General features: G+C 71.8%; 22 protein-coding genes. 15 read left to right on the forward strand and 7 right to left on the reverse strand.

Translation table 11 applies throughout. The features are described from left to right. Nucleotides 1-8: 8 nt before the first annotated feature. The 5 genes from ribD to ribH are packed head-to-tail and all read left to right on the forward strand — an operon-like array spanning nucleotide 9 to nucleotide 4105. Nucleotides 9-1061 (forward strand): bifunctional diaminohydroxyphosphoribosylaminopyrimidine deaminase/5-amino-6-(5-phosphoribosylamino)uracil reductase RibD, encoded by a 1053-nt coding sequence (gene ribD, locus EUA06_RS03895; protein ID WP_242497945.1) that lies wholly within the window; start codon nucleotides 9-11, stop codon nucleotides 1059-1061. After that, nucleotides 1061-1705, forward strand: coding sequence for a riboflavin synthase (locus EUA06_RS03900; protein WP_129473658.1), 645 nt, complete (start codon nucleotides 1061-1063; stop codon nucleotides 1703-1705). Before ribD ends, EUA06_RS03900 begins: the two co-directional genes overlap by 1 nt. Beyond that, a complete protein-coding gene (gene pnuC / locus EUA06_RS03905; RefSeq protein ID WP_129473659.1) occupies nucleotides 1702-2397 on the forward strand; it encodes a nicotinamide riboside transporter PnuC in 696 nt (231 codons plus the stop codon). The genes EUA06_RS03900 and pnuC overlap by 4 nt, the downstream gene beginning before the upstream one ends. Then, entirely contained in the window at nucleotides 2394-3626 is a 1233-nt protein-coding gene (locus EUA06_RS03910; RefSeq protein ID WP_129473660.1) for a bifunctional 3,4-dihydroxy-2-butanone-4-phosphate synthase/GTP cyclohydrolase II, read from the forward strand. Before pnuC ends, EUA06_RS03910 begins: the two co-directional genes overlap by 4 nt. Beyond that, on the forward strand, nucleotides 3623-4105 hold the full coding sequence (gene ribH / locus EUA06_RS03915) for a 6,7-dimethyl-8-ribityllumazine synthase (RefSeq protein WP_129473661.1): 483 nt from the start codon (nucleotides 3623-3625) through the stop codon (nucleotides 4103-4105). The genes EUA06_RS03910 and ribH overlap by 4 nt, the downstream gene beginning before the upstream one ends. On the opposite strand, the gene EUA06_RS03920 is transcribed toward ribH, so the two are convergent. After that, on the reverse strand, nucleotides 4102-4683 hold the full coding sequence (locus EUA06_RS03920) for a GNAT family N-acetyltransferase (RefSeq protein ID WP_129473662.1): 582 nt from the start codon (nucleotides 4681-4683) through the stop codon (nucleotides 4102-4104). The genes ribH and EUA06_RS03920 overlap by 4 nt on opposite strands. A gap of 49 nt (nucleotides 4684-4732) precedes the next feature. Continuing rightward, on the reverse strand, nucleotides 4733-4993 hold the full coding sequence (locus EUA06_RS03925; protein ID WP_129473663.1) for a DUF3072 domain-containing protein: 261 nt from the start codon (nucleotides 4991-4993) through the stop codon (nucleotides 4733-4735). 106 nt (nucleotides 4994-5099) lie between these two features. On the opposite strand from EUA06_RS03925, the gene EUA06_RS03930 reads away from it, so the two are divergent. The 3 genes from EUA06_RS03930 to EUA06_RS03940 are packed head-to-tail and all read left to right on the forward strand — an operon-like array spanning nucleotide 5100 to nucleotide 6687. Next, nucleotides 5100-5363 (forward strand): phosphoribosyl-ATP diphosphatase, encoded by a 264-nt coding sequence (locus EUA06_RS03930; protein WP_129424718.1) that lies wholly within the window; start codon nucleotides 5100-5102, stop codon nucleotides 5361-5363. A gap of 24 nt (nucleotides 5364-5387) precedes the next feature. Next, entirely contained in the window at nucleotides 5388-6233 is an 846-nt protein-coding gene (gene hisG, locus EUA06_RS03935; protein WP_129473664.1) for an ATP phosphoribosyltransferase, read from the forward strand. Further along, the gene (locus EUA06_RS03940; RefSeq protein WP_129473665.1) at nucleotides 6217-6687 is read left to right on the forward strand and encodes a PH domain-containing protein; all 471 of its coding nucleotides are present in this window, start codon (nucleotides 6217-6219) and stop codon (nucleotides 6685-6687) included. Before hisG ends, EUA06_RS03940 begins: the two co-directional genes overlap by 17 nt. Here EUA06_RS03940 and EUA06_RS03945 read toward each other — a convergent pair. From EUA06_RS03945 to EUA06_RS22890, 4 genes are all read right to left on the reverse strand, one after another. Beyond that, nucleotides 6673-7596 (reverse strand): aldose 1-epimerase family protein, encoded by a 924-nt coding sequence (locus EUA06_RS03945; protein ID WP_129473666.1) that lies wholly within the window; start codon nucleotides 7594-7596, stop codon nucleotides 6673-6675. The genes EUA06_RS03940 and EUA06_RS03945 overlap by 15 nt on opposite strands. A 182-nt stretch (nucleotides 7597-7778) precedes the next feature. Continuing rightward, nucleotides 7779-8336, reverse strand: coding sequence for a nucleoside/nucleotide kinase family protein (locus EUA06_RS03950; protein ID WP_207208182.1), 558 nt, complete (start codon nucleotides 8334-8336; stop codon nucleotides 7779-7781). Continuing rightward, nucleotides 8326-9555: an amino acid deaminase/aldolase gene (locus EUA06_RS03955; RefSeq protein WP_242497946.1), complete on the reverse strand. Its 1230-nt coding sequence runs from the start codon at nucleotides 9553-9555 to the stop codon at nucleotides 8326-8328. Before EUA06_RS03955 ends, EUA06_RS03950 begins: the two co-directional genes overlap by 11 nt. Continuing rightward, nucleotides 9552-10016: a hypothetical protein gene (locus tag EUA06_RS22890; protein WP_242497947.1), complete on the reverse strand. Its 465-nt coding sequence runs from the start codon at nucleotides 10014-10016 to the stop codon at nucleotides 9552-9554. The genes EUA06_RS03955 and EUA06_RS22890 overlap by 4 nt, the downstream gene beginning before the upstream one ends. Nucleotides 10017-10062: 46 nt before the next feature. Here EUA06_RS22890 and EUA06_RS22655 point away from each other — a divergent pair, with 46 nt between their 5' ends. The 5 genes from EUA06_RS22655 to EUA06_RS03985 all read left to right on the forward strand — a co-directional run bounded on the left by EUA06_RS22655 (nucleotide 10063) and on the right by EUA06_RS03985 (nucleotide 13192). Beyond that, a complete protein-coding gene (locus EUA06_RS22655) occupies nucleotides 10063-10629 on the forward strand; it encodes an SseB family protein (RefSeq protein WP_207208209.1) in 567 nt (188 codons plus the stop codon). 258 nt (nucleotides 10630-10887) lie between these two features. Next, complete coding sequence (gene infC / locus EUA06_RS03970; RefSeq protein ID WP_129473669.1) at nucleotides 10888-11619, forward strand: translation initiation factor IF-3; 732 nt, start codon at nucleotides 10888-10890, stop codon at nucleotides 11617-11619. 109 nt (nucleotides 11620-11728) lie between these two features. Continuing rightward, a complete protein-coding gene (locus EUA06_RS03975) occupies nucleotides 11729-11941 on the forward strand; it encodes a large ribosomal subunit protein bL35 (RefSeq protein ID WP_129473670.1) in 213 nt (70 codons plus the stop codon). Between the two features lie 65 nt (nucleotides 11942-12006). Further along, nucleotides 12007-12393 carry a 50S ribosomal protein L20 gene (gene rplT / locus EUA06_RS03980; RefSeq protein WP_129473671.1) on the forward strand — a complete coding sequence of 129 codons (387 nt, stop codon included), beginning with the start codon at nucleotides 12007-12009 and terminating at the stop codon, nucleotides 12391-12393. 19 nt (nucleotides 12394-12412) lie between these two features. Further along, nucleotides 12413-13192 carry a TrmH family RNA methyltransferase gene (locus EUA06_RS03985; RefSeq protein ID WP_129473672.1) on the forward strand — a complete coding sequence of 260 codons (780 nt, stop codon included), beginning with the start codon at nucleotides 12413-12415 and terminating at the stop codon, nucleotides 13190-13192. Between the two features lie 4 nt (nucleotides 13193-13196). Here the strand turns inward: EUA06_RS03985 and EUA06_RS03990 are convergent, their stop codons facing one another. Continuing rightward, on the reverse strand, nucleotides 13197-14177 hold the full coding sequence (locus EUA06_RS03990) for a helix-turn-helix transcriptional regulator (protein WP_129473673.1): 981 nt from the start codon (nucleotides 14175-14177) through the stop codon (nucleotides 13197-13199). A gap of 91 nt (nucleotides 14178-14268) precedes the next feature. Here EUA06_RS03990 and EUA06_RS03995 point away from each other — a divergent pair, with 91 nt between their 5' ends. Both EUA06_RS03995 and EUA06_RS04000 read left to right on the forward strand, forming a co-directional pair. Further along, on the forward strand, nucleotides 14269-15387 hold the full coding sequence (locus EUA06_RS03995) for an epoxide hydrolase family protein (protein WP_129473674.1): 1119 nt from the start codon (nucleotides 14269-14271) through the stop codon (nucleotides 15385-15387). Between the two features lie 45 nt (nucleotides 15388-15432). After that, nucleotides 15433-15699: a DUF4031 domain-containing protein gene (locus EUA06_RS04000; protein WP_129473675.1), complete on the forward strand. Its 267-nt coding sequence runs from the start codon at nucleotides 15433-15435 to the stop codon at nucleotides 15697-15699. The last annotated feature ends 1 nt before the right edge of the window (nucleotide 15700 follow it).

Consider the following 15700-nt stretch of genomic DNA (forward strand, 5'->3'; position numbering starts at 1 on the left):
AGGCGGAGATGACGACCAGCGAGGCAGAGCGCAGCGCCATGCGGCGCGCCCTGGTGCTCGCTGCCACGCCGGGCGTCCCGCTCGGTCCGAACCCGCGCGTCGGCTGCGTGCTCCTCGACGACGCCGGAGCCACGGTCGCCGAGGGCTTCCACCGGGGTGCCGGCCACCCCCACGCCGAGGTCGAGGCCCTACGCGCGGCCGGCGATGCCGCGCGCGGCACGACCGCCGTGGTCACCCTCGAGCCCTGCAACCACACCGGCCGGACCGGTCCCTGCTCGGAGGCCCTCATCGCCGCCGGCGTACGTCGTGTCGTCTTCGCCCAGACCGACACCAACCCGGTCGCCGAGGGCGGTGCCACCCGGCTGCGCGAGGTCGGGATCGACGTGGAGGCCGGCCTGATGGCCGACGAGGCGCGTGCGGTCAACCGCACGTGGACCTTCGCGCTCGAGCACGGGCGACCGTTCGTCACCTGGAAGTTCGCCACCACACTCGACGGTCGCAGCGCCGCCGCTGACGGCACCAGCCGCTGGGTCTCCAGCCGCGCCGCGCGCCTCGACACCCACCGGCTCCGCGGGCTGTGCGACACGATGCTCGTCGGCACGCACACGGTCGAGGTCGACGACCCCGAGCTGACCGTCCGCGACGAGGTCGACGAGCCGGTCGCGCACCAGCCGCTGCGTGCCGTGATGGGGCTGCGCGACCTCGCGCCGGACCGGCGGATCCTCAACGACCGTGCGGAGACGGTGCACCTGCGCACCCGCGACCCGCACGAGGCGCTCGCGACGCTCTTCGCCCGCGACCGCCAGCACGTCTTCCTCGAGGGCGGTCCGACCATCGCCCGTGCGTTCCTCGAGGCCGGGCTCGTCGACGAGGTCGTCGCCTACGTCGCGCCGATGCTGCTCGGCGCCGGCAGCAGCGCGGTCGCCGACCTCGGGGTCACCACCATCGCCGACGCCCTCCACCTCCACGTGTCCGACGTGACGGTGCTCCAGGGCCACGACGGCGAGGACACCAACGTGCGACTGACCATGACCCCCACCCAGACCCAGAGGAGCAGCTGATGTTCACCGGCATCGTCGAGGAGCTCGGCACCATCGCCGAGGTCACCGACCAGGGCGACGCCATCCGCCTGACCGTCGAGGCGACCACCGTGCTCGAGGGCACCGGCCTCGGGGACTCGATCTCCGTCAACGGCTGCTGCCTCACCGTCTCCGAGCTCGGCGACGGCCACTGGACCGCCGACCTGATGCAGGAGACGCTCGACAAGACCTCGCTGCGCGGCGTCACCCCGGGCGACCGCGTCAACCTCGAGCGCGCCGTCACCGTCGACAAGCGGCTCGGCGGCCACATCGTCCAGGGCCACGTCGACGGCGTCGGCGAGATCGTCTCCCGCTCACCCAGCGAGCACTGGGACGTCGTCGAGATCTCCCTGCCCGCCCACCTCGCGCGCTACCTCGTCGACAAGGGCTCGATCACCGTCGACGGCGTCAGCCTCACCGTGGTCGAGGCCCGTGATACCAGCTTCACCGTCAGCCTCATCCCCGAGACCCTCGCTCGCACGACGCTCGGCTCCCGCCGCGTCGGCGACCTCGTCAACCTGGAGGCCGACGTCATCGCCAAGCACGTCGAGAAGCTCCTCGGCGGATACCTCCCCACCCCCGCATCCACCCCCGCGCACGACCCCCGGAACGAGGACCCCTCATGAACGACCTGCTCGAATGGCTCGTCCACGGCACCATCCCTGTGCCCGGCGGCGAGCTCGGCGCCCGCGAGGTGATCGGCAACCTCTTCGGCCTCGCCAGCGCGATCCTCGGCATGAAGCGCTTCGTCTGGGCGTGGCCCGTCGGCCTCGTCGGCAACGTGCTCCTCTTCACCGTTTTCGCGACCGGTGAGCTCTCCGGCCAGATCGACGACCCGCTGTGGGGCCAGGCCGGTCGCCAGGTCTTCTTCATCGTGGTCTCGATCTACGGCTGGTGGCGCTGGTCCCAGATCCGCAAGGCCGGGGGAGCTTCGGACGGCGGCGCCCTCGCTCCCCGCTGGGCCACCACCGCCGAGCGGCTGCAGCTGGTCGCGCTCGGCGGCGTCGGATACGGGGCGGCGTACGTGCTGCTCCTGCAGATCGGCTCCTACGGTCCCACCACCGAGGCGTGGATCCTGGCCGGCTCGATGCTGGCGACCTACGGGATGGCGCGCGGCTGGGTGGAGTTCTGGCTGGTCTGGATCCTCGTCGACGTCGTCGGCGTGACCACGCTGGTGCAGGCGGGCTACTACCCCACGGCCGGGATGTACCTCTTCTACGCCGTGTTCGTCGTCATCGGCTTCGTGGTGTGGCTGCGTGACGCACGCACCGTGACCGACACGAGCACCGTCGACGAGAAGGAGTCGATCCCGGCATGAGCGGGACAGTGCGACTGGACTCCGTCGAGCGGGCCATCGAGGACATCGCCGCCGGCAAGGCCGTCGTGGTCGTCGACGACGAGGACCGCGAGAACGAGGGCGACATCATCTTCGCCGCCGCCAGGGCGACGCCGGAGCTGATGGCCTTCACGATCCGCCACTCCAGCGGCGTGATCTGCGTGCCGATGCCGGGCGACATGCTCGAGCGCCTCGAGATCCCGCTGATGACCCCGCACAACAAGGACAAGCTGCGCACGGCGTACACGATCTCGGTGGACGCCCGCGACGGCGTGAGCACCGGCATCAGCGCGGCCGACCGCGCCCACACCGCGCGCACGCTGGCCGACTCGGCGACCGAGCCGTGGGACCTGACCCGTCCCGGCCACGTGTTCCCGCTGCGCTACCGCGAGGGCGGCGTGCTGGTGCGTCGCGGCCACACCGAGGCAGCAGTCGACCTCGCCCGCCTGGCCGGGCTGACCCCCGCAGGCGTGCTCGTCGAGGTCGTCAACGACGACGGCACGATGAAGCGCGGTCCGGAGCTGCGCGAGTTCGCCGACGAGCACGGCCTGGCGATGATCTCGATCGAGGACCTCGTCCGCTACCGCCGCCGGCACGGACGCCACGTCGTGCGGGTCGCCGAGACGCGGCTGCCCACCAGGCACGGCGAGTTCACGGCCTTCGGCTACCGCATCACCATCGACGGCAGCGAGCACATCGCCCTGGTGCACGGCGACATCTCCGGCGACGAGCCGGTGCTGACCCGGGTGCACAGCGAGTGCCTCACCGGCGACGTCTTCGGCAGCGAGCGCTGCGACTGCGGCCCACAGCTCGACGAGGCCCTGGCCCGCATCGTGGCCGAGGGCAGGGGAGTGGTGGTCTACCTCCGCGGCCACGAGGGTCGCGGCATCGGCCTGCTCGCCAAGCTCCAGGCCTACGAGCTGCAGGACGGCGGCCGCGACACGGTCGACGCCAACCTCGACCTCGGCCTGCCGGCCGACGCGCGCCACTACGGCACGGCGACGCAGGTGTTGCGCGACCTCGGGGTCTCCTCGGTGCGCCTGATGACCAACAACCCCGACAAGTCCACGAGCCTGGCCGACTTCGGGATCCACGTGGCCGAGCGGGTGCCGCTGACACCGCACCCCAACGACCACAACCTCACCTACCTGCTGACCAAGCGCGACCGGATGGGCCACGACCTGCCCGACCTGACAGGAGAGTCCTCATGAGCGGTGCTGGTGCACCTACGTCCCAGCCCTTCGACGCCAGCGGCCTGAGGGTCGCCGTCGTCGCCGCGAGCTGGCACACCCAGGTGATGGACGGCCTCGTCGACGGCGCGACCCGCGCCCTGACGGCGTACGGCATCAGCGAGCCGGAGGTGATCCGCGTCCCCGGCACCTTCGAGCTGCCGGTGGTCGCCTCCGCCCTGGCCAAGGCCGGGTACGACGCCGTGGTGGCGCTCGGCGTCGTCATCCGGGGAGGTACGCCGCACTTCGACTACGTCTGCTCGGCCGCGACGGACGGTCTGACCCAGGTCAGCGTCGCCCACGCGATGCCGGTCGGCTTCGGCGTGCTGACGTGCGACACCGAGGAGCAGGCCCTCGACCGTGCGGGGCTCGAGGGCTCCGCGGAGGACAAGGGCTGGGAGGCGACGGCAGCAGCGCTGGACACGGCCCGCGTCGTCGCTCCTCTGCGCCAGCCGCGCTAGCGGGCCCGCCACTCCTCGGCGAGGAGCGCGTAGGTGAAGCCGTCGTACCACCCGCCGTCGCGGTGGAGGTTGTCCCGCACGTGGTGTGCCTCGCGTCGCATCCCGACCCGCTCCATCAGTCGCCACGAGGCTTCGTTGTCCGCGAAGCAGATGGCGGTGACGCGACGCAGGCCGAGTCCGTCGAAGGCGATGGCAAGGAGCTCGCGGACGGCTTCGGTGGCGTAGCCCCGCCCCTCGTGGGCGGGAGCCAGGCACCACCCGATCTCGGCGTGCACACCCGCGCCCCGGTCGCGGACCTCGGCCTGCGCCCACGCGTCCTCGACCTTGAGGAACAGGTCGCCGACCGGGGCGCCGTCGAGATGGATCATCAGGGTGTACGGGTTGCGCGTGGCGGAGTCGGTGCGCCACTGCTCAGGGTCGGTCGGCTGCCGGGTCATCCACCGGGCCACCGGATCCAGCGAGCGGTAGGCGTACATCGCGTCGGCGTCCTCCGACGTGGCAGGCCGCACCGTGAGTCGTTCGGTGGCCCGCGGCCAGTCGAGTCGCGCCCAGTCGGGCGCTCCCGTGATCTCGTCCATGCCGCCAGTCTGACCGACGCCGGCCGTCGGCGACGGGTAGGTCATCGGGTCACGACGTGCGGTCGTTGCCTGCCCTGAGCCGCTCGATGTGCTCGGACGCCTCCGCCTTGGTGAGGTCGGCCGAGATCTCCTCGCCGGCCTCGCGGGCGAGGGTGTCGAGGTAGCTGCGCTGCGCGCCGGTCATGGGCTCGTCGCCGGTGACCCACTCCTCGGGGTCCTTGCGGGTGGTGTCACCCTGGGGACCGCCGAGGGTCTCGCCGGTGGCGTCGGTGGTGGTCGCGTTGTCCGAATGCATGTTCGAATCAGTCATGGCTCGACAGTAGCCCGGCCCGCCGACACCACAACCGCCCATCCGGGTGGTCCGCGCGTGGGACCGACGACCGGTGCCCGCACGCAGCGCCGTAGGCTTGACCCTCGTGAAGACGTTCGAGGACCTGTGGGCAGAGCTGTCCACCAAGGCCGCGGAGCGCCCCGAGGGGTCCGGCACCGTGCAGCAGCTCGATGCCGGCGTCCATGCCATCGGCAAGAAGCTCCTGGAGGAGGCCGCCGAGTCGTGGATGGCCGCCGAGCACGAGGGCAAGGACGCAACGGCGCTGGAGATCAGCCAGCTGCTCTACCACGCGCAGGTGCTCATGCTCGCCTCCGGCCTGACCCTCGACGACGTCTACGCACACCTGTGAGAGTGAACGCGAAGTGAGTTCAGAATGACCCTCCGCATCGCCGTCCCCAACAAGGGGTCGCTGTCCCTCGCCGCCACCGAGATCCTGCGCGAGTCGGGCTACCGCCAGCGCAGCGACTCCAAGGAGCTCGCGCTCGTCGACCACGAGAACGACGTCGAGTTCTTCTACCTCCGCCCGCGCGACATCGCGCTCTATGTCGGCGAGGGCACGCTCGACGCCGGGATCACCGGTCGCGACCTGCTCCTCGACTCCGGCGCCAAGGCGCAGGAGGTGATGAACCTCGGCTTCGGCCGCTCGCGCTTTCACTTCGCCGGCCCCGTCGGACGCTACTCGTCGCTGGACGACATCAAGGGTCTGCGGATCGCGACGTCGTACGTCGGCGTGGTCGAGGACCACCTCTTCCGCAACGGGATCGACGCGACCGTCACCCGCCTCGACGGCGCGGTCGAGACCAGCATCCAGCTCGGGGTGGCCGACGTCATCGCCGACGTCGTCGAGACCGGGTCGACCCTGCGCGCGGCCGGCCTCGAGACCTTCGGCGAGGTCATCCTCGACTCACAGGCGGTGCTCATCACCCGCGGCGGCGAGGTGCCGGAGGACTTCGAGATCTTCCGGCGCCGCGTCGAGGGCGTCCTGGTCGCGCGCAGCTTCGTGATGATGGACTACGACATCGAGCAGGCGAACCTCCCCGCCGCGACCGAGCTCGCGCCGGGCCGCGAGGGTCCGACCATCTCGCCGCTGGGCACCGAGGGCTGGGTGGCGGTCCGCGTGATGGTGCCGCGCGCCGGGTCGCAGCGGCTGATGGACGACCTCTGGTCCGTCGGCGCCCGCGCCATCCTGCTCACGGACATCCATGCCTGCCGGCTCTGAGCCCCGGGCGCTGCCGTCGCCCCCACGCACCTGGCGCCCGTTCGGTGTGCGCATCGCGGTGATCGGGTTCGGCCTGATGCTCTTCGCCGTCTGCGCCGCCGCGTGGTTCGGCTTCGACGACTCGGTGCGTGACCGGTTCAACGTCCTCCAGCGGATCACCCTCCTGGTGATGGGTGCCGGGTTCGTGGCCGTCGGCTGGGCGCTCGGTCGCGCCCGGGTGACCGCCGAGATCGAGGCGCTCGTCGTCGTCAACGGCTTCCGCACGCGCCAGCTCGACTGGAAGGAGGTCGTCGCGATCCACCTGCCCGACGGCGCGCCGTGGGCGACCCTCGACCTCGCCGACGGCACGACGATCTCCGCGATGGCGTTCCAGGGCTCCGACGGCAGGCGCGCCCGCGACGGTGTCCGTCAGGTGCGGGCGCTCATCGACCGCGAGGGCTCACCCGACAGCTAGGGCCAGGTCGTGGATGCCCCACGACACCGACAGCTCGTCACCCGGGCTGCCCGCGGCCGCGAGGGTGACCAGGTCGGTGCCGGAGTTGAACGCGTCGGCGGGCGCCGTCATCGGCTCGACCGCCAGCCCGGGACGTACGCCGTCCACCGCAGGTGGTGTGAACAGCTGGAGCCACCTGTGGTGCTCGTCGACCCAGAGCGCGACGCCGCGTCCGGAGGCCGGGTCGGTCAGGGTCACGGTGCAGCGGCCGTCGTCGTGCACGAGGTCGCCGTACGCGTCGTCGAGCACGGCGTCCCCGAGGCGGCGTGCCGAGGTGTAGTCGTGCGCACCCGACGCCGGTTCGGTGCCGACCGGGAGCTGGCGGTCGTCGACCAGCAGCCGGGTACGTGCGGGCACCTGCAGCTCGAGGTCCTCGATGCCCGAGCCGACCGAGAGGTAGGGGTGCGCGCCGCTGGCGCAGGGCGCGGGTTCGGGGGAGAGGTTGGTGGCGGTCTGGGTGACGACGAGCCCGTCGGCCGAGAGGTCGTAGAGCACGTGCAGGTCGAGGGTCCACGGGTAGCCGGTCTGCGCCATCACGCGGTAGACGAGCGAGACCGACGTGTCGGTGTGCTCCTCGAGCGTCCACGCCGCCCACCGCGCGAGCCCGTGCGAGGCGTTGCCCTTCGAGGGATCGGTGAGCCCGAGCTGGAGGTCGCGGCCCCCGAAGGAGTAGCGACCGTCGCGGATCCGGTTCGGCCACGGCATCAGCAGCTGGCCGCGACCGCCGCTCGACATCTCGGCCTCCGCGAACCCGTGCACCAGGTGACGTCCGTGGTGCTGCAGCACGCGCAGCGCGGCACCGCTCTCGGTGACCACGGCGGCGTAGCCCGCCGCCGAGATCTCGAACTGGTCGCCGCTGGGAAACACCATGCCGGCCACCCTAGACAGCGCTGGCGTCGGGGGTGGCGGCACATCGCAGGTCCGCGGCCGGCTCTCGTGCAACCTGCCGCCACCCCAACAGGGTCGGGGCTGGGGGGTGGCGGCACATCGCAGGTTCGCGGCCCGTTCTCGTACGACCTGCCGCCACCCCCACCGGGGGCAGGGTGGGGTGGTCAGCCGTCCGTCGACACCACGAGGTCGGCGTGCTCGCGGGTGCGGAAGGTGGCGTGGAGCTCCTGCTCGTCGACCTGCCAGCGCAACCAGTGCTCGCGCATCGCCTCGCCGTCACGGGCGATGCCACGGTCGAGCCGCAGGTCGGGGCCGGCCTCGACCCACACGAGCATCCCGACCAGGTCGGCGATCGCCGGCGACCACGAGCCGACGCCCTCGAGCACGAGCAGGCCGCCCGGCTCGACGGGGTGGTCCTCGGCCCAGCCGTCCGCCAGCCAGTCCCACCGCGTCCAGTGGCTGGTGCGACCGGCCGCCAGCGGGGCCAGGAGGGCCTCCACGGTCGCCGCCAGGCCGGGCAGTCCGGCCCAGCCCTGCAGCAGCTCGTCGCAGTGGATGACGACCACGTCGTCGGCGGCCGCCTCCAGCGCGTCCGCGAGGGTCGTCTTGCCCGACCCGGCCGGGCCGTCGATGCAGACGAGTCGCCCCGGACCCAGCGTCGGCGGCTCCGTCAGGACCTGCCGGGCAACGCTCGCGGCGACCTGCGACGGGTCAGAAGGCAAGGTCGCAGCCGCGGTAGGACGGGACCACCTCGGTGACCGCCTCGCCGGTGACGAGGTGGACGTCGCGGACGTGCTCGAACAGCTCGCCCGACTTGGCGTGCCGGAACCACACGAGGTCGCCGATCCTCAGCAGCGCTGCGGGGTGGCCGGTCAGCGGGGTCTGCACCTCACCGGCGCCCTCGAGCCCCGTGAGGTGCAGTCCGGGCGGCGCCCACGGGACGGGGGAGCGGTCCTCACCGGTCGCGCCGCTGGCGATGAGGCCACCGCCGTGGACGGTCGCCATCGCCGGCGTGGGCTTGCGGGTCACCCGGAGCCCGAAGTACGCCGCCGGGCGCGGCTCGAAGGACGCGTAGTGGTCGAAGATCCCGGGCACCAGCAACCCCGACCCGGCGGCGATCTCGGTGACGGCCGGGTCGGCGGCGGTCACCTCGACGGAACCCGAGCCGCCGCCGTTCCAGAACTCGAGCCCGGTGACCTGCGAGAGGGCCTCGGAGATCTCGCGGCGACGCACCTCGAGCTGTGCCATCGACGCCTGCTTGAGGCGTCGTACGAGCAACGACCTGGTCCGCTGGTCCGGCACGTCGTCCTGGACGCCGGCCACCTGGCCCTCGTAGGTCATCACGCCGACCAGCCGCACACCATCGCGCTCGTGGACCAGGCGTGCGAGGGCGACCACGTCGGCGGTGTCGAAGAGGGGGGAGCGCTTGGGGCCGATGTGCTGGCCGCCGAGGCGCAGCCCGGCATCGAGGTCGAGTGCGACCCTGATCTCGGCCCCGCCCGCGACGGCGCCGCCCGGGCGCGCGTCGTCGATCACTGCGAGGTGCGCGGGGTCGTCGACCATCACCGTGATCGCGGCCGCCGCCTCGGGGGAGGCCGTCAGCCGACGCAGCGCGCTCACGTCGACCGTCGGGTAGGCGACGACGATGTCGTTGCTCACGCCGGTCTCGTGGAGCCAGAGCGCCTCAGCGAGCGCGTACGCCAGGACACCCTCGAAGCCGTCGTGCGCCAGTGCGCGGGCGATCAGCGCCGGCACGCGGATCGACTTCGACGCGACCCGCACGGGTTTGCCGCCGGCCCGGCGCACCAGGTCGGCGGCGTTGGCGTCGAAGGCGTCGAGGTCGACGACGGCGATCGGCGTGGCGGGTGGATCGGGGAGCGCGGCGACCGCAGCGTCGAGCCGCGACCACAGGCGGTTGCGGGCGACGAAGTCGTGGCTCACTCGATGCCGCGCTTCTTCAGCAGCGCCTCGATGTCGGCCATCTCGTCGTCGACGGGCGATCCCCCCTTCGAGCGCGCGGAGGCCGACGGCAGCTCGCGGCGTGCCGACGGGGCCGCATCGGCGGGAGCCTTGCCGCTTCCGCCGGCGGCCTGGCCGCGGGCGAGCTGGCGGTCCCGGATGAAGCCGCTGACCACGAAGAGCAGCAGGGCGAGCCCGGCGAGGCCGACCCCGCTCCACGTCAGGACGTTGAAGACCAGGCTCGTCGCCCAGTCGGTGATCGAGCCCGCGATCTCGACGACCACCTCGAGGGTCCCGGTGAGCCAGGCAGCTGCCGGGAGCAGCGTGAAGCCCAGGGCGCGCAGCCCGTTGGCCGCTCCCCGGCGGCGGAACGCGATCCATGTCCAGATCGCCCCCGCGACGGTCAGTGCGGCGGTCAGTGCAGCCCAGGTAGTCCCTTCCACAGGGCCAGAGTCCCACAACGGTCCACGTCTCCGGGACAATGGCGCGGTGGACCCCTTCACTCCAGAGGCCGATGCCCGGCCCGACAGCGAGCACCTGGTGAGGACCATCCCCGACCCCGGCTTCGCCGACGACGCCGGTGCCGGCGATCCCGTCCTCGGCGGGTTGCTGGCCGCGCACCGCGACGGTGAGGCGTCGTCCGGCGCGGTGCTGGCGGTCTTGCAGGACGCGCGCCTCCTGGTCCCGGTCGTCGCGGTCCTCGGGGAGGTCGAGCTCGACGCGCAGGGGCTGGCCCACGACAAGTCGTCCGACATGGCGGCGGTGCTCGTCCGGGCGGCCGACGGGGGCACCGGCCTGCTGGCCTTCACCTCCCTCGAGACGATGGCGCGCTGGGACCCGCAGGCCCGCCCTGTCCCGGTGACCGCGGCCACCGCGGCCACGGCTGCCGTCCAGGATGGTGCCGAGGCGCTGCTGGTCGACCTCGCCGGCCCCACGTCGTACGTCGTCGACGGCGACGACCTCACCCGGCTGGCCTCCGGGTGGCGGCTGGTGGCACTGGGCGAGGGGCAGGGACACGGCTGGGTCGGCCCCCAGATTGGCTCCGGACCGGAATGATCCGCTAACCTTCCGTGTTGACCGATCAGTGCCGTAGAACCCTTTGCGACACCGATCCCGCCAAGCGGAGGCAGCACCACCCGTCTCCCACCCGCACCGATCGTCCTGCACCACAGATCGTCGGGTCCCGGTCCAGTGCCACAGCTGCGTACGTCGCAGGTGTGGGACAGCAGTTTCCCCGAGAGGGGAGACGTGTGACGACTGGCTCCCGCTTGGCACACAGCGGGAGCCTTCTGCATTTCCCCACCGGTTCGTCAGGTGAGGAGCCAGGAGCGGCTCCCACCCACCCGAACCACTGGAGGAAGTATCAGCACCGAGCTGCGCATCAACGAGCGGATCCGCGTACCCGAGGTCCGGCTCGTCGGACCCAACGGTGAGACCGTTGGGATCGTGCCGACCGATCAGGCACTCAAGCTGGCCCAGGAGGCCGACCTCGACCTCGTCGAGATCGCCCCGCAGGGACGCCCCCCGGTCTGCAAGCTCATGGACTACGGCAAGTTCAAGTACGAGAACGCCCAGAAGGCGCGCGAGGCCCGTCGCAACCAGACGAACGTGATCATCAAGGAGATGAAGCTTCGTCCCAAGATCGACTCGCACGACTACGAGACCAAGAAGGGTCACGTCGTGCGGTTCCTCGGCGCGGGCGACAAGGTCAAGATCACGATCATGTTCCGCGGCCGTGAGCAGCACCGTCCCGAGCTGGGCTTCCGCCTGCTGCAGAAGCTCGCCGAGGACGTGCAGGAGCTCGGCTTCGTCGAGTCCTCGCCCAAGCAGGACGGGCGCAACATGACCATGGTCATCGGCCCGCACAAGAAGAAGGCCGACGCCAAGATCGACGCCGACGCAGCCCGCGCCACGAGGGCCCAGGCCCGCGCCGACGCGAAGGCGGAGGAGGACGCGGAGCGCGAGGCAGCACACCTCGCCGGCCCCGTGGCCCAGAAGAAGGAGCGCGGTCGCTCCGAGAACCTCGATCCCGAGATCGAGGCCTGAGCGAAGCGAAGGGCTCGATCGAAGCGGGTGGCGACGAAGTCGTCACATCACGCACCTCGATCGGCGCCACCACCCAGAACCCAGTACGCAGAAGGAAGTTGAGGCAGACATGCCGAAGAACAAGACCCACTCGGGCGCGAAGAAGCGCTTCAAGGTGACCGGCTCGGGCAAGATCATGCGTCTGCAGGCCGGCCGCAAGTCCGGTGCTGCGTTCGCGTCCGCGCCGACCACGGGCAGCCGCAAGAAGCACCGTCGCAACGCCGGCATGGTCGAGCTCGAGAAGAGCGACGTCGCCCGCGCCAAGAAGATGCTCGGCATCTGAGCCTCATCACCTGGTGGCCCGGCCGCCGTCCCCGTCTTCAACCCCATTGCATCAAGGAGTAACCCATGGCACGCGTGAAGCGCGCAGTGAACGCCCAGAAGAAGCGTCGTACCACCCTCGAGCGGGCCAGCGGCTACCGCGGCCAGCGCTCGCGCCTGTACCGCAAGGCCAAGGAGCAGGTCACCCACTCCCTCGTCTACAGCTACAACGACCGGCGCAAGAACAAGGGCAACTTCCGCAAGCTCTGGATCCAGCGCATCAACGCCGCGGCCCGCGCCAACGGCATGACCTACAACCGGTTCATCCAGGGCCTCGGCCTCGCCGGTATCGAGGTCGACCGCAAGATCCTCGCCGAGCTCGCCGTCAACGACGCCCCGGCCTTCGCCACGCTGGTCGAGGCTGCCAAGGCCGCGCTGCCCGAGGACGTCAACGCGCCCAAGGTCAGTGCCTGATCAAGCGGGCCTGATCCACATGAGCACTCCTCTCGTCGCGACGAACAGCCGCGTCAAGGAGGCTCGCAAGCTGAGCCGCCGTTCGGTACGCACCGAGCGGCGGCTCTTCCTTGCCGACGGCCCGAAGGCCGTCGAGGGCGCACTGTCGATCGAGGGTTGCGTGGTCGAGGTCTTCGCCACGCCCGCGGCGCTCGAGCACCACGCCGACCTGCTGGCCGGCGCCACCGTCACGCTCGTCGACGAGCGTGCCCTCGCCTCGCTCTCCGACTCGGTCTCCCCGGCGGGGGTGGTGGCACTGTGCCACCACATCGACGCGCCGCTCGCGGACGTCGTCACCGCCTCGACTCGCCTGCTGGCGATCTGCGCCGACGTGCGCGACCCGGGCAACGCAGGCAACGTGATCCGTACGGCGGATGCCGCCGGCGCCGACGCCGTGGTGCTCGCCGGCCAGTCCGTGGACGCCTACAACCCCAAGACGGTGCGCAGCACCGTCGGCAGCCTGTTCCACCTGCCCTTCGCAGTCGAGGCCGACCCGGCCACCGCGGTCCGGGCCGCCCAGGCGCGTGGCCTGACCGTGCTCGCCGCCGACGGCTCGGGCGAGGTCGACCTGTTCGGGGCCGACCTGGCGGGCCCGACGGCGTGGCTCTTCGGCAACGAGGCGTGGGGCCTGCCGGCGGAGCTCGCGGCACTGGCCGACCACCGCGTCGCCATCCCGATCCACGGTCGCGCCGAGAGCCTCAACCTCTCCACCGCCGCGGCCGTGTGCCTCTACGCCAGCGCCCGGGCGCAGCGCACCTGACGCCTCACGCGGAGGGCACGGCCCCGGCGTACCTCCGGGCAAGGGCAGCCACGTGCGCGACGAGCTCCGGCGGCTCGTCGACGTGGAAGTCGAGGCCGAGCATGCCGATCCACACGGCGACCATCTCGACGCTGTCGGCCCCGGTGACCAGGACGCTGTGCGCCTCGTCGACCGTCTCCACCACGCCGACGGTGGGGTTGATCCGGCGCAGCACCTCCTCGGCGGGGGCGTCGACGGCGATGCGGCAGTGCACCGACCAGCCAGAGAACGCCACCTGCCGCAGCACGAAAGCCGAGTAGTCCCCGCCCTCCATCGGGTCGGGCACGAAACGTCCGGCACCGGGTGTCCGGAGCTCGATCCAGTCCGCGCGGTAGGCCTGCCAGCTGCGGTCGTCGCGGCGGCGGGCGACGACGTACCACCGCTCCTGCCAGCTCACGAGGCGGTAGGGGTCGGCCTCGACGCGCTCCTCGGCGTCGGCCGCTCCAGGGTGGTGGTGCCGCATCCGCAGGCCCTCGTGGTCGCGGATCGCCGCGGCCAGGTCGGCGAGCAGGCCCACATCGACCACCGGCGCCGGCACGTTGGTGGCGGTGTTCGTCGGACCGATGTCGGTGCTCTCGTGGAGCGCCCGCACCCGGCGCCGCAGGCGGTCGGGCAGCACCTGCTCGAGCTTGGCCACGGCGAGGGCGCTGGGCTCCTCGAGCCCGCGGACCGTGGCTGCCGAGCCCAGCCCGACGGCGACCGCCACCGCCTCGTCGGGCTCGAGCAGCAGGGGAGGCAGCCGACCGTGGTCGCCGAAGCGGTAGCCGCCGGACGGTCCGCGCACCGAGTCGATCGGGTAGCCGAGCTCGCGGAGCCGCTCGACGTCCTTGCGGACCGTCCGCTCGCCGACGCCGAGCCGGGCCGACAGGTCGGACGCTGCGACCACCTCCCGCGCCTGCAGCAGGCTGAGCAGCGCGAGGAGCCTGGACGACGTCTGGAGCGGCATCGAGCACCCTCTCGGGAGCAGCGCGAGGAAGTGGATGGAGCTCCCAAAATAGCGGAGTGATCCGTGCCGGAACCCTTCCTACCGTACCTCCATGACCACTCACCAGAGCCAGACCCAGCCCCTCGACCTCCGCCCCTTCACGGTCGCCGTCCCGCAGGACGCCATCGACGACCTCCACGCCCGCCTCGCCCGCACCCGCTACGCCGCCGAGCCGGTCGACACCGCCGGCACCGACGACTGGTCGGCCGGAGCCCCCGTCGCCTACCTCCGCGAGATGGTGGAGCACTGGAGCACCGGTTTCGACTGGCGCGCCCAGGAGGAGCGGATGAACGCGTACCCGCAGTTCCTCACCGAGATCGACGGCCAGACCATCCACTTCGTGCACGTCCGGTCGGCCAACGAGGACGCCACGCCGCTCCTGCTCCTGCACACCTACCCGGGCTCGTTCGTGGACTTCCTCGACCTGGTGCCGCACCTGAGCGACGACTTCCACCTCGTGATCCCGTCGATCCCGGGCGTCGGCCACAGCCAGCCGCTCACCGACGGCGCGTGGGACTCCACCCGCACCGCCCGCACCTGGGACGCGCTGATGCGCGGCCTCGGCTACGAGTCCTACGGCGCGCACGGCTCCGACAACGGCGCGATCGTCTCGCGTGAGCTCGCGATGCTGGCCCCCGAGGGCTTCCTCGGCGCGCACGTGCTCCAGCTGTTCTCGTTCCCGTCGGGCGACCCCGCCGAGTTCGAGAAGATGACGCCGTCCGACTACGCCGCGCTGGAGTTCGCCGGGTGGTTCCAGACCGTCAACGGGTACGCCGCGATGAACGCGTCGCGGCCGCGCACCATCGCCGCCGCCCTCAGCGACTCCCCGGTGGGCCAGCTCGCCTACAACGAGCTCTTCGAGAGCTTCGGCAACGGCACCTCGCGCCTCACGCGGGACCAGGTGCTGACCCAGGTCAGCCTGTACTGGTTCACCAACAGCAGCGGCGGTGCGGTGCAGACCTACCGCGCGGAGCAGGCGGTCGAGGCGCGGGTCAACGAGGGCCGGATCGGTGTCGCGGTCTTCGCCGACGACTTCCAGACGTTGCGCCCCTTCGCCGAGCGCGACAACACCGACATCGTGTCCTGGACCGAGCACCCGGAGGGCGGTCACTTCGCCTCGATGGAGGTCCCCGAGGAGCTCGCGTCCGCGATCCGCGCCTTCTATCGGTGATCGCACGCGTGAGCGGGAGCCGGGCGACCGGCTAGCCTCGCGGCGATGATCCTCATCGATCCACCTGCCGTGGCCAGGTGGGACCGGCTCTGGTCCCACCTGGCCAGCGACACGTCGTACGACGAGGCGCACGAGTTCGCGGCCGCCCACGGCATCCCGGCCCGGGGCTGGGACCGCGACCACTACGACGTGCCCGACGACTACTACGACGCGATGGTCGCCGCCGGCGCCGTGCCGGTCTCCTCGCGCGAGCTGGTGTCGGCCCTGCGCGCCGCGGGCCTGCGACGGCCGAAGCCGCAGTCCCGGCCCTGAA

Origin of the sequence: Nocardioides glacieisoli (genome assembly GCF_004137245.1) — a bacterium.
GTDB lineage: Bacteria > Actinomycetota > Actinomycetes > Propionibacteriales > Nocardioidaceae > Nocardioides > Nocardioides glacieisoli.

Coding starts and splice junctions, on each gene's coding strand:
- ribD (WP_242497945.1), top strand. CDS start 9: ATGACGACCAGCGAGGCAGAGCGCAGCGCCATGCGGCGCGCCCTGGTG.
- EUA06_RS03900 (WP_129473658.1), top strand. CDS start 1,061: ATGTTCACCGGCATCGTCGAGGAGCTCGGCACCATCGCCGAGGTCACC.
- pnuC (WP_129473659.1), top strand. CDS start 1,702: ATGAACGACCTGCTCGAATGGCTCGTCCACGGCACCATCCCTGTGCCC.
- EUA06_RS03910 (WP_129473660.1), top strand. CDS start 2,394: ATGAGCGGGACAGTGCGACTGGACTCCGTCGAGCGGGCCATCGAGGAC.
- ribH (WP_129473661.1), top strand. CDS start 3,623: ATGAGCGGTGCTGGTGCACCTACGTCCCAGCCCTTCGACGCCAGCGGC.
- EUA06_RS03920 (WP_129473662.1), bottom strand. CDS start 4,683: ATGGACGAGATCACGGGAGCGCCCGACTGGGCGCGACTCGACTGGCCG.
- EUA06_RS03925 (WP_129473663.1), bottom strand. CDS start 4,993: ATGACTGATTCGAACATGCATTCGGACAACGCGACCACCACCGACGCC.
- hisG (WP_129473664.1), top strand. CDS start 5,388: ATGACCCTCCGCATCGCCGTCCCCAACAAGGGGTCGCTGTCCCTCGCC.
- EUA06_RS03940 (WP_129473665.1), top strand. CDS start 6,217: ATGCCTGCCGGCTCTGAGCCCCGGGCGCTGCCGTCGCCCCCACGCACC.
- EUA06_RS03945 (WP_129473666.1), bottom strand. CDS start 7,596: ATGGTGTTTCCCAGCGGCGACCAGTTCGAGATCTCGGCGGCGGGCTAC.
- EUA06_RS03975 (WP_129473670.1), top strand. CDS start 11,729: ATGCCGAAGAACAAGACCCACTCGGGCGCGAAGAAGCGCTTCAAGGTG.
- rplT (WP_129473671.1), top strand. CDS start 12,007: ATGGCACGCGTGAAGCGCGCAGTGAACGCCCAGAAGAAGCGTCGTACC.
- EUA06_RS03985 (WP_129473672.1), top strand. CDS start 12,413: ATGAGCACTCCTCTCGTCGCGACGAACAGCCGCGTCAAGGAGGCTCGC.
- EUA06_RS03990 (WP_129473673.1), bottom strand. CDS start 14,177: ATGCCGCTCCAGACGTCGTCCAGGCTCCTCGCGCTGCTCAGCCTGCTG.
- EUA06_RS03995 (WP_129473674.1), top strand. CDS start 14,269: ATGACCACTCACCAGAGCCAGACCCAGCCCCTCGACCTCCGCCCCTTC.
- EUA06_RS04000 (WP_129473675.1), top strand. CDS start 15,433: ATGATCCTCATCGATCCACCTGCCGTGGCCAGGTGGGACCGGCTCTGG.